This window comes from Collinsella aerofaciens (assembly GCF_015553355.1).
GTDB lineage: Bacteria > Actinomycetota > Coriobacteriia > Coriobacteriales > Coriobacteriaceae > Collinsella > Collinsella aerofaciens_V.
This window is the reverse complement of record NZ_JADNGN010000029.1, coordinates 1-13,339: the sequence shown is the minus strand read 5'-3', so window position 1 is coordinate 13,339 and position 13,339 is coordinate 1. Positions and strand designations below refer to the sequence as shown.

Annotated in this window: 13 protein-coding genes; 9 read left to right on the top strand and 4 right to left on the bottom strand. The window is 58.4% G+C overall.

Annotation, left to right across the window (positions count from 1 at the left end; translation table 11 throughout):
* Nucleotides 1-4: 4 nt before the first annotated feature.
* On the bottom strand, nt 5-415 hold the full coding sequence (locus I2D57_RS07540) for a peptide deformylase (RefSeq protein ID WP_195362035.1): 411 nt from the start codon (nt 413-415) through the stop codon (nt 5-7).
* A 214-nt stretch (nt 416-629) separates the two neighbouring features.
* Between I2D57_RS07540 and I2D57_RS07535 the strand changes: the two genes are divergently transcribed.
* Nucleotides 630-1,541, top strand: a complete 912-nt coding sequence (locus I2D57_RS07535; protein WP_035137032.1) for a hypothetical protein — start codon at nt 630-632, stop codon at nt 1,539-1,541.
* Between the two features lie 415 nt (nt 1,542-1,956).
* On the opposite strand, the gene pdxT is transcribed toward I2D57_RS07535, so the two are convergent.
* A complete protein-coding gene (pdxT, locus tag I2D57_RS07530) occupies nt 1,957-2,544 on the bottom strand; it encodes a pyridoxal 5'-phosphate synthase glutaminase subunit PdxT (protein WP_195362034.1) in 588 nt (195 codons plus the stop codon).
* A 20-nt stretch (nt 2,545-2,564) separates the two neighbouring features.
* Nucleotides 2,565-3,455 (bottom strand): pyridoxal 5'-phosphate synthase lyase subunit PdxS, encoded by an 891-nt coding sequence (gene pdxS, locus I2D57_RS07525; RefSeq protein ID WP_195362033.1) that lies wholly within the window; start codon nt 3,453-3,455, stop codon nt 2,565-2,567.
* A gap of 145 nt (nt 3,456-3,600) precedes the next feature.
* Between pdxS and pdxR the strand changes: the two genes are divergently transcribed.
* On the top strand, nt 3,601-5,040 hold the full coding sequence (pdxR, locus tag I2D57_RS07520; protein WP_195362032.1) for a MocR-like pyridoxine biosynthesis transcription factor PdxR: 1,440 nt from the start codon (nt 3,601-3,603) through the stop codon (nt 5,038-5,040).
* A 537-nt stretch (nt 5,041-5,577) separates the two neighbouring features.
* Nucleotides 5,578-6,459: a hypothetical protein gene (locus tag I2D57_RS07515; RefSeq protein WP_195362031.1), complete on the top strand. Its 882-nt coding sequence runs from the start codon at nt 5,578-5,580 to the stop codon at nt 6,457-6,459.
* Nucleotides 6,460-6,700: 241 nt separating this feature from the next.
* On the opposite strand, the gene I2D57_RS07510 is transcribed toward I2D57_RS07515, so the two are convergent.
* Nucleotides 6,701-7,261, bottom strand: a complete 561-nt coding sequence (locus I2D57_RS07510; protein WP_022094328.1) for a ferritin family protein — start codon at nt 7,259-7,261, stop codon at nt 6,701-6,703.
* Between the two features lie 257 nt (nt 7,262-7,518).
* On the opposite strand from I2D57_RS07510, the gene I2D57_RS07505 reads away from it, so the two are divergent.
* The 6 genes from I2D57_RS07505 (at nt 7,519) to I2D57_RS07480 (ending at nt 13,295) form a co-directional block, all read left to right on the top strand.
* Nucleotides 7,519-8,739 (top strand): iron-containing alcohol dehydrogenase, encoded by a 1,221-nt coding sequence (locus I2D57_RS07505; protein WP_195362030.1) that lies wholly within the window; start codon nt 7,519-7,521, stop codon nt 8,737-8,739.
* An 8-nt stretch (nt 8,740-8,747) separates the two neighbouring features.
* Nucleotides 8,748-10,127, top strand: coding sequence for an aldehyde dehydrogenase (locus I2D57_RS07500; RefSeq protein WP_195362029.1), 1,380 nt, complete (start codon nt 8,748-8,750; stop codon nt 10,125-10,127).
* Nucleotides 10,128-10,249: 122 nt separating this feature from the next.
* Nucleotides 10,250-10,576: an HIRAN domain-containing protein gene (locus tag I2D57_RS07495; protein WP_195362028.1), complete on the top strand. Its 327-nt coding sequence runs from the start codon at nt 10,250-10,252 to the stop codon at nt 10,574-10,576.
* 18 nt (nt 10,577-10,594) lie between these two features.
* Nucleotides 10,595-10,774: a hypothetical protein gene (locus I2D57_RS07490; RefSeq protein WP_195362027.1), complete on the top strand. Its 180-nt coding sequence runs from the start codon at nt 10,595-10,597 to the stop codon at nt 10,772-10,774.
* Between the two features lie 66 nt (nt 10,775-10,840).
* Nucleotides 10,841-11,386 (top strand): metallophosphoesterase, encoded by a 546-nt coding sequence (locus tag I2D57_RS07485; protein WP_229055686.1) that lies wholly within the window; start codon nt 10,841-10,843, stop codon nt 11,384-11,386.
* Nucleotides 11,387-11,537: 151 nt separating this feature from the next.
* A complete protein-coding gene (locus tag I2D57_RS07480) occupies nt 11,538-13,295 on the top strand; it encodes a DUF2130 domain-containing protein (RefSeq protein WP_195362025.1) in 1,758 nt (585 codons plus the stop codon).
* The last annotated feature ends 44 nt before the right edge of the window (nt 13,296-13,339 follow it).

Below are 13,339 nucleotides of genomic sequence, written 5' to 3'. Positions count from 1 at the left end.
GGAACTAGATTACGATTCCTTGGCAGTGGTCGATTTCGTGTTGGATGATCTCGGCGGTGTAGCCCGAGAAGTTTTTGATGCGGTGGACGAAGTTCTCGTCCAAATACTCAACCTTAATGCGGCGATAGCGGGTACAGGGACGCTCGCCGATCAGCGAGAGGCATCCTTCGCTCGTTTGATAGGCATTGACCTGCTCAAGAATTTGCGGGTTGTACATCAGGAGCGCCCTGTTGCCGTCCTTTACGCAGATGATGCGTTTGCGCACGCCGATCATGTTGGCGGCGAGGCCCACGCACTCGTGCTCATGCTCGTGGAGCGTATCCAGAAGATCCTGTCCGGTCGTGGCATCTTCTGGGCCGGCGTCTTCAGAAGGCAGGCGCAAAAAGAACTCGGATTTCATGATGGGCTTAATCATGGCGGGCTCCTTAGGGTGGACACGTTTGGTTCAGGCCATGATACCGCGACATGTCGCATTAATGTGTGCACATAGATTCTGCAGCTAGATTGGCGGGCAAGACCATAAACTAATGGACGTTTTGCCGAGAGGCATGAATGTTTAAAGCGCAAAGAGTGCGCGACGGGCCCCGCGAATGGGGCGATGATGCCCGAGAGGGCCAAGAAGGAGTCTCATGTCCGAGAACGAAGAGATCATGAACGAGACCGAGAACGAGACCATGGCTGCCGAGGTAGAGGCAGTCGAGACCGTGGAGACCGAAGCTGCCGAGGTTGAGGCTGCTGACGAGGTTTCCGCCGAGGAGGAGGCCGAGGTTGTCGAGGCCGCCGTTGATTACGATGACGAAGAGCTGATGGACAAGATGCAGAAGGCCGCCCGCCTGCTGCGTAGCCGTCGCTTTGCTATTTCCAAGGAGGAGGAGGCCAAGGCCGAGCGCATGGCGAACATCGAGCGCGCCATCAAGCTTCTTGACCTCAAGCCCAAGATGGAGCAGAAGGAAATGTCCGACCTGCTGGGCATGCGCCTTCGTGAGCTCGATGGCCTGATGGCCGAGGCAGAGGCTGCCGATCTGGTCGGCCGCATCGACGACGCCGAGGGCGATATGCGCAAGATCGTCGTCTTCGCTGCCGAGGATGCCGCTGAGGGCCTGGTCGAGCTTGCCAACAAGAAGGAGAAGCTCCTGCCCGAGCTTTCTTACGAGGAGGCCACCGAGCTGATGGCCGCTCTCGATAAGGTTATTGCTCCGCTCGTCGCCATGGGCCTGGACGAGGACCGCGGTCCTCGCGGCGGCCGTGACGATCGCGGTGGTCGTGGCGGCGACCGTGGCGGTCGCGGCGGCTTTGGCGATCGCGGTGGCCGTGGTGGCGACCGTGGCGGTCGCGGTGGCGATCGCGGTGGCCGTGGCGGCTTTGGTGACCGTGGCGGCGACCGTGGCGGTCGCGGCGGCTTTGGCGGCAACCGTGGTGGCTATGGCGACCGCGGTGGCAACCGTGGCGGCTTCGGCGGCAACCGTGGTAACGACCGCGGCGGTCGCGGTGGCGATCGTGGCGGCCGCAACGGCGGCGGCTTCCGCGGCAACCGCTTTTAGGGGTTACGCGGTTCTACGAACCGCGTAACTAGTTGACGCTGCGCGCCACCCAGGGCGACAATTTGTCATTCAAAAGGCAAGGTATGACCAGAAGGTCTATGCCTTGCCTTTTTCATGCCAACTTGTTCGCCCTGGGCGGCGCTCGCTGGCGTTGCCAAAGCATCGGCGTTCCCATAGTCCAAATCTGCAAAAAAGGGATGCCAAAAAGGGGCAGGTTTATTTTGGTCGGTTTTATCTGGGCAAACGTGGTCGTCTATCGCAATGTAGTCGTTGGGGACGTTCTTGTTTGACTAGTCGTTTAAGAACGTCCCCAACGACTACATAGCACGAGAGTGGATGCTCTCCCGGTTTGAGCCTGCATTCAAGCTTAAAGTGGGAGAGTATCCACTCTCGTTTTGTTTGTTGATTTCGATGCCTACATTTGTAGGAACAGTTCGTGGAGGCGGGTGTCTTCATCGAGTTCGGGGTGGAAGGTTACGCCGAGCTGGTTGCCCTGGCGGGCGGCGACGATGCGCCCGTCGACTTTCGCTAAGGCCTTGGCGTCGCCGTGGACCTCGACGATGCGGGGCGCGCGGATAAACGTCAGCGGCACTTCACCGTCGATGCCGGCTACCTGCCCCTTGGTTCGAAAACTGCCGAGCTGCCTGCCGTAGGCATTGCGCTCGACAAGTACATCCATGGTTGCCAAACGCGGCGTGCCCTTATCGTCATGGGCGGCAAGGTCGTGAGCCAGCAGAATCAGGCCGGCGCAGGTGCCCAGGACGGGCATGCCTTCAGCGATACGGGCGCGAAGCTCCTCGAGCATGCCCAACTCATCAAGCAGCTTCCCTTGAACGGTAGACTCGCCGCCGGGAAGTACCAGACGGTCAAAGTCCTGCTTCAAATCAGCCGCCTGCCTCAGCTCAATACAGTGTGCGCCCAGCTCGGATAGCCTCGCCTCGTGCTCGGCAAAAGCACCTTGGACCGCCAGCACGGCGACCGTCTGGTCTGCGTAATCGCTCATGTGCGATCCTTTCTGCTGGACTAGCGCCCGCGCTCCTCCATGATGATCTCAATTTCGTCGGCGTTGATGCCCACCATGGCCTCGCCCAGGTCCTCCGAAAGCTCAGCGATGAGCTTGGCGTCGGTGAAGTTGGCCACGGCCTTGACGATGGCGGCGGCGCGCTTGGCCGGGTCGCCGCTCTTAAAGATGCCCGAGCCCACAAAGACGCCTTCGGCGCCCAGCTGCATCATCAGCGCGGCGTCGGCGGGGGTCGCTACGCCGCCGGCGGCAAAGTTCACGACGGGAAGCCTGCCCGTGGCATGGACCTCGCGCACCAGCTCGACCGGAACCTGCAGCTGCTTGGCTGCCTCAAAGAGCTCATCATCGCGCAGGGCAACAACGTCGCGGATCTGCTTTTGGATCTTGCGCATGTGGCGCACGGCCTGGACCACGTCGCCCGTGCCCGGCTCGCCCTTGGTGCGGATCATCGTGGCGCCCTCGGCAACACGGCGCAGCGCCTCGCCCAGGTCGCGGGCACCGCAGACAAACGGGACGTCAAACTGGGTCTTGTCGATGTGATAGACATCGTCGGCGGGGGAGAGAACCTCGGATTCATCGATGTAGTCGATCTCGATGGCTTGAAGGACCTGCGCCTCGACGATGTGACCGATGCGGCACTTGGCCATGACGGGGATGGAGACGGCCTCTTGGATGCCCTTGATCATCTTGGGGTCGCTCATGCGCGACACACCGCCTGCGGCGCGGATGTCGGCCGGGATGCGCTCGAGAGCCATGACGGCGCAGGCGCCTGCCTCCTCGGCGATGCGCGCCTGCTCGGGCGTGGTGACGTCCATGATGACGCCGCCCTTGAGCATCTGCGCGAGTTCGCGGTTGAGTTTGACGCGATCGGCCTTGCTGGTCTGTTCTGCCATGGTTGCTCCCTTGGTTGGCATGTGCATTGCTTGACGGAACATCCTATCGGGGAGCTGGGTATGGCGAAATACTCAGTTTTCGAGATAATAACAAGGTCAGACTAATACCAGATTGAATGACTTAATAAGGTCAGGTGACAAATTCATGCTTGACTACAATTTGGAAAAACGCGGCGAGGCATCGCTCTACGAGTATGTTTACCAGCAAATTCGAGATGATATCGTAGCTGGACGCATTGCGGCGGGGGAGCATTTGCCGTCTAAGCGCGCCTTTGCCAGTCATCTGGGAATCAGTGTCATTACCATCGAGAATGCATATAGCCAGTTACTTGCCGAGGGCTATATTTGCTCAAAGCCGCGGCGTGGCTACTACGCTTGCGAGCTTTCGGATGCACCGGTTTTGCCTTTGGCTGCGGGGGGCATCGACCGAGATACCGTCTCTGTGGGCCCCAGCGCGCATGATGTCAACGGACGGACCGAGCAATTCGCCCCGCTCTCTCCTTCCGCTTTGGAGGCGGCGCGGCTTTGGCAAAGCGCACTGCGGGCGACGTTGACATCCGAAGACGAGCGCGAGATCTTTTCGCCCGCACCGGCACAGGGCACCGCTCGGCTACGACGCGCTATCGCTCACCATCTGCGTGGGACGAGGGGCATGAATATCGATCCCGACAACATCGTTATCGGTGCGGGCGCCCAGCTGCTCGATACCATGTTGGTTCAGTTACTTGGAGCCGACAAGGTGTATGCCGTTGAGGATCCGGGATATTTGCGCCTGACGCGCATCTATCAGGCTATGGGTTGCAACGTTCGGCATATCCCGTTGGATGATGGCGGCGTGGACTTGAGTACTCTGCAGAAAAGTGGGACCGATGTCCTTCACCTGATGCCGTCCCATCAGTATCCGACCGGCCTGGTGACGAGCATTGCGCGTCGCTATGCGCTGCTGAGCTGGGCCGCAGAGCGACCAGGTCGGTATCTCATCGAAGATGACTTTGATTGTGAGTTTCGCCTTGCCGGCAAGCCGATTCCCGCGCTCACGTCGATCGATGCCGCCCAGTCGGTTATCTACACCAACACGTTTTCGAAGAGCCTGTCATCTGCGTTGCGTCTAGCGTACATGGTGCTGCCCGATGAGCTAATGGAGCGGTTTAGGCGCAACCTTGGTTTTTACGCTTCGTCGGTGAGCTCTGTTGACCAGGTCGCTTTGGCGCGTTTGCTGGAATCGGGTGATTACGAGCGACATGTGAATCGCGTGCGCGTTCGTGCTCGCGAGGCGCGTGATGGCCTGGCGGCGCTTGTGCGGAAGGCGTTTCCGGCGGGGGAGGTCTCAATCGAACATGCGGACGCGGGCCTTTACTGCACCGTGGTTGCGGAGCGCGGAGCGGGTGGAAGCTCTTTTGTGCGGGCCCTCACGCGCTCGAGTATCCCTTTTGTCGATATCAGTGACTGTTATTGGTGTGCCGATGGCGCATCTGCCCCTGAAAACTCAAGTCAAATTCTTGTCCAGTATGACGATCTGAGTCCAAAAGTGCTAAATACCTTGGAATTGCAGCTCATTGGGGAACTCTGCAATCTAAGTGAGTAGACTTTTGGCACTTTGGCGATCAGGCAGTTTTGTAACAAGCTATCTACCTGCGGTTTTGAAAAGCAGGATGACCGGCCTGCTCGGGATGCTCAAAAAAGTCTACTCACTTGCCGCGCAAAGTTTCTGCATAAGAAAAAATAGGGTTTTCAACAGGGCTTCGTCCAGCTTTCGGCAAGCTTTTGGTCAGTTGGGGAGGGCTGTTGAAAACTTGACAGTCCGTTCGGTGCCATTTTTGGTGCGTTCGCGCCAATGCGTGACTGACTGGGTTGAAATTCGTGTTTTCCTGTGTCTATGAAAGATCTACTTTGTGACATATCGGCTTTTAGGTACTGGCGTTTGCCCCCTCAAGTCCGCGCGTTGTGTCCGCCGCTTCCGCGGCCGGAAGAAGACCGGCAGCGATATGACCTTGCCCGTAACCCGACGGCTGCGGTTGTGCTTGGCTTTCCGTTGTATACATTGGTTCGGACGAGAAGCAAGCGGACTTGCCCGGCCAGCATTAGGCAGCGGCTGTTCCTTGGCGAGCTCCCCAGGGAATCCGTGCTGGAAACGGAGCATGGATTTTTGATTACGTCTCCTCTACTGACGGCATTCATCATGTCGCGGCATCTGACGGACCTTCAGCTTCTTTTGGTATTGGCGGAGATGTGTGGCTTGTTTGCGGTGTGCGCTCTGCCGGCGGCACTTGAGGCGGAGCTTACGCGTGCAATTGATTCGGGTGCGATTTCGACAACGTTCGGTTGGGTGCGCTGCCCGTCCGAGGACGGCATCGCTTCAAATTTATGGCGCCGAGACGCTTTGGTTTTGGGTAGAGACCTTGACCGTTTTTGTTCAGATGTTTGCGGGATGCGTTACGGCAATAGATTTATGGCGGTATCGCAACTTGTTCCATTGGGTGCCGCGTCGCCTTTTGAGGTCGAGGCGTATTTGTTGCTTGGACTGCCGCGAGCCCTGGGAGGCGAGGGGTTTTGCGGCATAGAGCTCAATGTCGAAGTGACGCTAAGCACAAGTGCTCGAGCGATTGTGGGAAAGTCCCGTGTATATATCGACCTACTTCTTTCTTCGCCGGACGGCAGGCGACAGGTGGCCATTGAATGTCAGGGAAAGGCCTCGCACGGACGCGCAGGGGATGGTTTGCGTGACGCTGACCGCATGACGGCCCTTCAGGCCATGGGCTACGATGTACTTCTCCTGACACACAGACAGATATTCGATGAGGATAGATTCCGCGCCGTCGTTAAGGCCGTATGCAGGATGCTCGATGCTGAATATCGTGATAAAAGCTCAGATGAGCAAAGGGCTGAGACATTACTCCGGTCTGAACTATTCGTTGACTGGACAAAATTGGGAGTAATCGACGGAAAGATGCCCGTTAGACGCAAAACTGCTCGATCGTGGACGGCTGCGGTTCTAAGTGAGTAGACTTTTGGAACTTTGGTGACCAGGCCGTTTTGCAACAAGTCATTTACCTGCGGCTTTATAAAGCAATATGGATGGTGTGCTCGGCAAGTTCCAAAAAGTCTACTCACTTAGTTTTTGACGAGAAGCCGATGCCTAAGGCGGTCCTATTTCAGGGCGTTAACGAGCCCTCGAGACGCAAAAAGGCCCGAACCAATACGGTCCGGGCCTTATCGAGCTAAAGATTATCTCTCAGGCGGCTGGCTTAGCCAAAGTAGCGCTTGAGCAGGCCGGCGAAAGCCTTGCCGTGGCGAGCCTCGTCGCGTGCCATCTCGTGCACGGTGTCGTGGATGGCATCGAGACCAGCGGCCTTGGCGCGCTTGGCAAGATCGGTCTTGCCGGCGGTGGCGCCGTTCTCGGCCTCAACGCGCATCTCGAGGTTCTTCTTGGTGGAGTCGGTCACGACCTCGCCCAGGAGCTCGGCGAACTTAGCGGCGTGCTCGGCCTCCTCGTGGGCAGCCTTCTCCCAGTACAGGCCGATCTCGGGGTAACCCTCGCGATGAGCGACGCGAGCCATGGCCAGGTACATACCGACCTCGGAGCACTCGCCCTCAAAGTTGGCGCGCAGGTCGGCAACGATGTCCTCGGAGACGCCCTCCATCTTGGCGACGCCCACGACGTGCTCGGCAGCCCACTCGAGCTGGCCCTCCTCCTGCTTCAGGAAACGAGAACCGGGAACGCCGCACTGGGGGCACTTGAAGTCCTCGGGCAGCTGGTCGCCGTCGAACTCTTCCACATAACCGCAAACGGGGCAAACAAACTTCATGATTCGATCCTTTCGATCGATGGCGATTGTGCGCTCGTCCGGTCCCATAAGGGCCCTCTCCGGACGCGCGTCTTGACGAGTTCTATTATCCATAAATGCAACCAAATGTGAAGCCTATTAGGAATGATTTTTAATAAAATAATTTTATGCATGTGAAGATGTTAATTGATTAACGGTTTGCAAGTCATATACGGACGCCGATGAGTACAATCGGGCGAGCAAATGTTGACCTATCAACAAATGAAGGAGTTTCCTTTATGCATCTAGCCCGTCGTGCCTGGTGCCGAACATATCAGACGGTTTTTCGCATTGCATTGCCGATCCTGCCCTATACCGAGCCGCACATTTTAGAGCATGCCGAGGATGTGCCCGCGGTGCTTCAAAAGCGCTCGATCCAGAAGGTCCTTATCGTGACGGATCCCGGCATTGCACGTTTGGGACTCACGGCATCACTCGAGCGTGCGCTTACGGCTCAGGGGATTGGCGTTACGGTCTATGCCGAAACGCGTGCGAATCCCACGGTCTCGAATGTGGAGGAGGCGGCGTCCCTGTATCGAGAGAGCGCCTGCCAGGCCATTATCGGCTTTGGCGGAGGATCAGCCATGGACTGCGCCAAGGGCGTAGGCGCACGCATTGCGCAGCCAAACAAGCCCATCAACAAGATGCGCGGCCTGCTGCGGATTCATCGTCGCCTGCCGCTGCTCATCGCCGTCCCCACCACGGCAGGCACGGGAAGCGAGGTCACACTTGCGGCGGTAATTACCGATGACGAGACGCACTACAAGTACCCCATTAACGACTTTGTGCTCATCCCGCGTTTTGCAGTCCACGACCCCGAGTTTACGCGCGGGTTGCCGGCGTCCATTACGGGGCAGACGGGCATGGACGCCCTGACGCATGCTGTCGAGGCCTTTATCGGGCGAAGCACCACGCCCTACACGCGCAAGATGGCGCGTCAGGCGGTCCAGCTCATCCGCGACAATTTGCTCGAGGCCTATGAGCATGGCGACGACATGCGTGCGCGCCGCAATATGCTTTCGGCGGCGTATAAGGCGGGTGTTGCGTTTACCCGCTCCTATGTCGGATATGTGCATGCCATCGCGCATAGTCTGGGCGGCCGATACGGAATTCCGCACGGTTTAGCCAACGCGATTATCCTGCCGCACATGCTTCGCGTTTATGGTGACGCCGCCGCCCCCAAGCTTGCCGATCTTGCTCGCATGGCGGGCATTGCGCCGGCTACCGCGCAGGACAGTCTTGCGGCCGAGGCCTTTATCGATTGGGTCGACCGCATGAACGAGGCCCTGGGAATCCCCAAATATGTCTCGGGTATTCGCCGCTCCGATATTCCGCAAATGGCGGCACATGCCGATGCCGAGGCCAATCCGCTGTATCCCGTTCCGCTTTTGATGGACCGCCTGGAGCTCGAGCATATGTACGAAGTTGTTGCAGGTGGTATGTTTGAGGACGAGAACTAGGAGGGTCCATGAACACCGAGGAAATTGCGCGCATCGTCGGCGATCAGCGCACCTACTTTAAGACGCACGCTACGTTTGTTGTCGATGCTCGACGTCGTGCGCTCGTGCGCCTGCGCGAGGCGGTGCGGGCACACGAGACCGATATCGCCCATGCGCTCAAGACCGATTTGGGTAAGTCGCATGACGAGGCCTATATGTGCGAGATCGGTACGTCGCTTTCCGAGATTCGTCATCAGATTGCGCATGTGGCTCGATGGAGTCGTCCGCGCCTGCGTCCGTGTGACCTCGCTAATGCTATTAGTGTGTGCAAGACGCAAGCCGTGCCCTATGGCGTCACGCTCATCATGGCGCCTTGGAACTACCCGTTTTTGCTGACGCTCGAGCCGCTCGCCGGCGCGCTCGCTGCAGGCAACACCGTGGTCATCAAGCCGAGTGCCTATGCGCCGGCTTCGAGCGCGGTGCTCAAGCAAATCTGTGAAGAGGCATTTGATCCGTGCCTGGTGACGGTTGTCGAGGGCGGGCGCGCCGAGAATGAGGCGCTGCTCGATGAATGCTGGGACAAGATCTTCTTTACCGGTAGTGTTCCGGTTGGCAAGCTCGTCATGGAGCGCGCGAGTAAAAACCTTACGCCCGTGACGCTTGAACTGGGCGGAAAGAGCCCCTGTGTCGTGGATGCGACGGCAAACCTGAAGGTCGCGGCGCGGCGTATCGCATTTGGTAAATGGCTCAACGTGGGCCAGACCTGCGTGGCGCCCGACTACCTGCTGGTCGACGTGCGCGTGCACGATGAGCTGTTGGGTCTCATCAAGGAGGAGGTCCGTCGCATGTTTGGCGAGCACCCGCTCGACAACGAGGACTACGGTCATATTGTCAACGCCAAGCATTTTGCGCGTGCGCGCGGGCTGATCGATCCCGATAAGGTCGTGCTTGGAGGCACGGCGCGCGAGTCGTCGCTCAAGATTGAGCCGACGATCCTAGACGGCGTGGCGCCTGGGGACGCCGTGATGCAGGAGGAGATCTTCGGTCCCATCTTGCCGGTGCTGACGTTTGAGAGCCTAGACGAGGCCGAAGCGTTTATTACGGATCGTCCGACGCCGCTGGCCCTGTATATCTTTAGCCAGGACCGTTCGGTTCAGCAACGCTTTGTGCGCTACGTGCCCTTTGGCGGCGGCTGCGTCAACGACACCATCATGCACTTGGCTACGAGCCATATGGGCTTTGGCGGCATGGGCGCGAGCGGTATGGGGCAGTACCATGGCCGCGAGAGCTTCGATACGTTTAGCCACAAGAAGAGCATCGTGAACAAGGCAACCTGGCTGGACGTGCCGTTTCGGTATGCGCCCTACGCAAGCTGGAAGCACAAATTCGTGCGCATGTTTGTGCATTAGAATCAGATGGCGTAGCGACAAACGGTCGTAAGGCGCAGGCAGGATGAATTTGTGTCCGCACGGGCCCGTAAGCTTCTCAGTACGGTTAAGCGCCGGTTTATCCGGCCGTTAGAGGAGCTGCCATGTACGAGCCTTCGCGTGTTCTTCTGTCATTTCATATCGCAGGATTTCAATATGCCGACGGCGCTTTGGTCCTAGGCGATCTTAAAGTGGGCGATAAGCTGACGCTGCGTGCCGAGCGCGATAATCCCCATGATTCCGAGGCGGTTGCAATCTACTACGGCAACACCAAGCTCGGCTATGTTCCGGGAAACGAGGTCGGCCCGCTGTCCTTGATGATGTATTACGGCCATGAGGACGTATTTGAGGCCCGCGTGCAACAGGTTGCTCCCGAGCGCAGCCCGTGGCATCAGGTGCGTGTTGGACTCTACGTGGTGGATGCTCGCTAATCGGTAAGGGAGACAGCCATGTTTGATGACGACGACCAGTTCGATCTGACAGACGATCCGTTTGGGTGGGATATGCTACTCGATGACGATGAGTTGGAGCGGGATCGTAAGAAGCGGCAGGATAAGAATGCCCAGGGTGACGCTTCGAAAAAGCAAGACAAGCGCCGCCGCGGACTGTTCGGCGGGTTCTTTGGATAACCGCCGCATCGCTGCGTCTGTATACTTAGCACGAGTTGAACACGTTGCGAAATGAGGACAGAGACGATGATGTGGTTTACCGCCGACCTGCACCTGGGCGATACGAATATCTTGCACGACATGGACCGGCCGTTTGGCTCGGTCGAGAAGATGAATCGCAAGGTCATCGATGCCATCAATGAGTGCGTGGCTGTGGATGACCGTCTCTACATTCTGGGTGACTTTACCTATCGTTTGCCCCTAGCGGATGCCGTGCACCTGCGCGAGCGTATCGAATGCAAGAATGTGACGCTCATCCGTGGTAACCATGACGGCGATTGGGAAGATCCCGACGTGCCGCAAATTTGGGAAGACGTGCGTGATTATCTGGAGATTGCCCCCGGCTATGCCAAGGGCCATCGTCTGGTTATGAGCCACTACCCCATGCTCAGCTGGAACGGCAAGGCGCGCGGCGCCATCATGCTGCATGGACATATCCACAGCAGGGGAGACCGCACCAACGCACGCAACCGCGATCGCGAGCGCCCCATTTTTCGCTACGATGTCGGCCTCGATGCCAACGATTACAAGCCCGTAAGCCGCGATCAGATTCTTAGCTTCTTTGGACTGTAATTCTCGAACCACCGCATAAACCGCGACAAAGGGGGGCGGGCACCTTTGTCATGGTTCTGGCGCCGTTGCCATTATGGCAGCGGCGCCTTTTTTGTCCGCGTGGCGCGGTAGAGTGTAGGCGGTTGAAATTTGCGTCCATCGAGGAGCTGCTATGAACGAGATCAAGTGCCCGCATTGCGGCGAAGTCTTTAAGGTCGATGCGTCCGGCTATGCGGATATCGTCAAGCAAGTACGCGATGCCGAGTTTTCGCGCGACCTGGATGAGCGTGTGAAGGCAGTCCAGCGCGAGGGCGAGCAGGCGCTGGAGCTTGAGCGCTCGCGTTCGACGGCTGCTTTGCAGGAGGCGGAGTCTCAGCGCAACGCTCAGCTTGTCGAGCAGAAGAACACTGCGGATCAGAAACTGGCGCAAGAAGTCGCCAAGCGCGATGCCGAGCTTGCCGAGCTGCGCGCCAAGCTCGAGGGCGCTGCCACGGAGCGCGAGAGTGCAAGCCAGCGCGCGGCGGTTGAGGCCCGTGCCGACGCTCAAAAGGAGAATGCCGAGCTTCAGCGCGAGATTGACAATTTGCGTGCGCAGCTGGGACGCAAGGATGACGAAGCCAAGCTTGCCGAGGCTTCGGCGCGCAATGCTGCTCAAAACGATTTAGCTGCACGTGATGCCCAGATTGCCGAGCTGCAGGCCAGGCTTGCCGCGGCGGACAAGGCCCAGGAGATGGCGCTTGCCGCCGCTGCGGCCGAGTCGCAGCGTGAGATCGATGCCGCTCGCGGCGAGGCTGAGCGCACGCTTGCTGACTACCGCGCGAAGGTACAAGAGAAGTTTACCGCCGCAAGGGCTCAGTCCGAGCAAGAGGCCGAGGGCCTGCGCGCGCAGCTGCGCGAACAGGAGCTGACGGCCAAAATGAACCTATCGGAGGCGGTCGCTGCGGCGGAGCGTGAGCGCGATGAGGCACGTGCCAAGCTCGCGAGCGAGCTGGCGGTGCGCGATTCTCGCGAGGAACAGGCCAAGGCGGCGCATGAGCTCGAGCTTGCGCAGGCCAAGCGCGCGAGCGATGACCTGATTCGCTATAAGGATGAAGAGATTGAGCGCCTTAAGGACATGAAGGTCCGCCTGTCCACCAAGATGGTGGGCGAGTCGCTCGAGCAGCACTGCGAGACCGAGTTTAACCGTCTGCGCATGACGGCGTTTCCTAACGCGTACTTCGAGAAAGATAACGATGCGTCCGAGGGTACCAAGGGCGACTTTATCTTCCGCGAGTGCGACGCGAGCGGCAACGAGGTCATTTCGATTATGTTTGAGATGAAAAACGAGAACGACGAGACCGCGACCAAGCATAAAAACGAGGATTTCTTTAAGAAGCTCGATCATGATCGTCGCCAAAAAGGCTGCGAGTATGCGGTGCTCTGCACCCTGCTGGAGCCCGAGAGCGAGCTCTATAACGCAGGGATAGTCGACGTGAGCTACCGCTATGAAAAGATGTACGTGATTCGCCCGCAGTTCTTCATTCCCATGATTACGCTTCTTCGCAACGCTGCCATGGGTTCGCTGCGCTATAAGCAGGAGCTGGCGGAGTACAAGCAGCAGAATATCGACGTCACGAACTTCGAAGCCAAGATGGAAAAGTTCAAGAATGATTTCGGTCGCAACTACGAGATCGCGAGCCGCAAGTTCCAAACGGCAATCGATGAGATTGACAAGACGATTAGCCATCTGCAGAAAACCAAGGAGGCGTTGCTGTCTTCCGAGAACAACCTGCGCCTTGCCAACAAGAAAGCCGACGATCTTACCATTCGCAAACTCACGTGGGGCAACAAGACCATGAAGGCGGCGTTTGACGAGGCGCGCGGGGCCGCGCCAGAGGCAAACGATGAGCCAACCGAGGCGGATTCGTATGAGGTCGAGGATGCCGAGTAAGGCATAGCGTATAGTACAAAAGCGGGGCCGCTGGCGATGTTGCC

Excerpts from the sequence above, each read along its gene's own strand:
- I2D57_RS07540 (WP_195362035.1), bottom strand. The coding sequence starts at position 415 with ATGATTAAGCCCATCATGAAATCCGAGTTCTTTTTGCGCCTGCCTTCT.
- I2D57_RS07535 (WP_035137032.1), top strand. The coding sequence starts at position 630 with ATGTCCGAGAACGAAGAGATCATGAACGAGACCGAGAACGAGACCATG.
- pdxT (WP_195362034.1), bottom strand. The coding sequence starts at position 2,544 with ATGAGCGATTACGCAGACCAGACGGTCGCCGTGCTGGCGGTCCAAGGT.
- pdxS (WP_195362033.1), bottom strand. The coding sequence starts at position 3,455 with ATGGCAGAACAGACCAGCAAGGCCGATCGCGTCAAACTCAACCGCGAA.
- pdxR (WP_195362032.1), top strand. The coding sequence starts at position 3,601 with ATGCTTGACTACAATTTGGAAAAACGCGGCGAGGCATCGCTCTACGAG.
- I2D57_RS07510 (WP_022094328.1), bottom strand. The coding sequence starts at position 7,261 with ATGAAGTTTGTTTGCCCCGTTTGCGGTTATGTGGAAGAGTTCGACGGC.
- I2D57_RS07505 (WP_195362030.1), top strand. The coding sequence starts at position 7,519 with ATGCATCTAGCCCGTCGTGCCTGGTGCCGAACATATCAGACGGTTTTT.
- I2D57_RS07500 (WP_195362029.1), top strand. The coding sequence starts at position 8,748 with ATGAACACCGAGGAAATTGCGCGCATCGTCGGCGATCAGCGCACCTAC.
- I2D57_RS07495 (WP_195362028.1), top strand. The coding sequence starts at position 10,250 with ATGTACGAGCCTTCGCGTGTTCTTCTGTCATTTCATATCGCAGGATTT.
- I2D57_RS07490 (WP_195362027.1), top strand. The coding sequence starts at position 10,595 with ATGTTTGATGACGACGACCAGTTCGATCTGACAGACGATCCGTTTGGG.
- I2D57_RS07485 (WP_229055686.1), top strand. The coding sequence starts at position 10,841 with ATGATGTGGTTTACCGCCGACCTGCACCTGGGCGATACGAATATCTTG.
- I2D57_RS07480 (WP_195362025.1), top strand. The coding sequence starts at position 11,538 with ATGAACGAGATCAAGTGCCCGCATTGCGGCGAAGTCTTTAAGGTCGAT.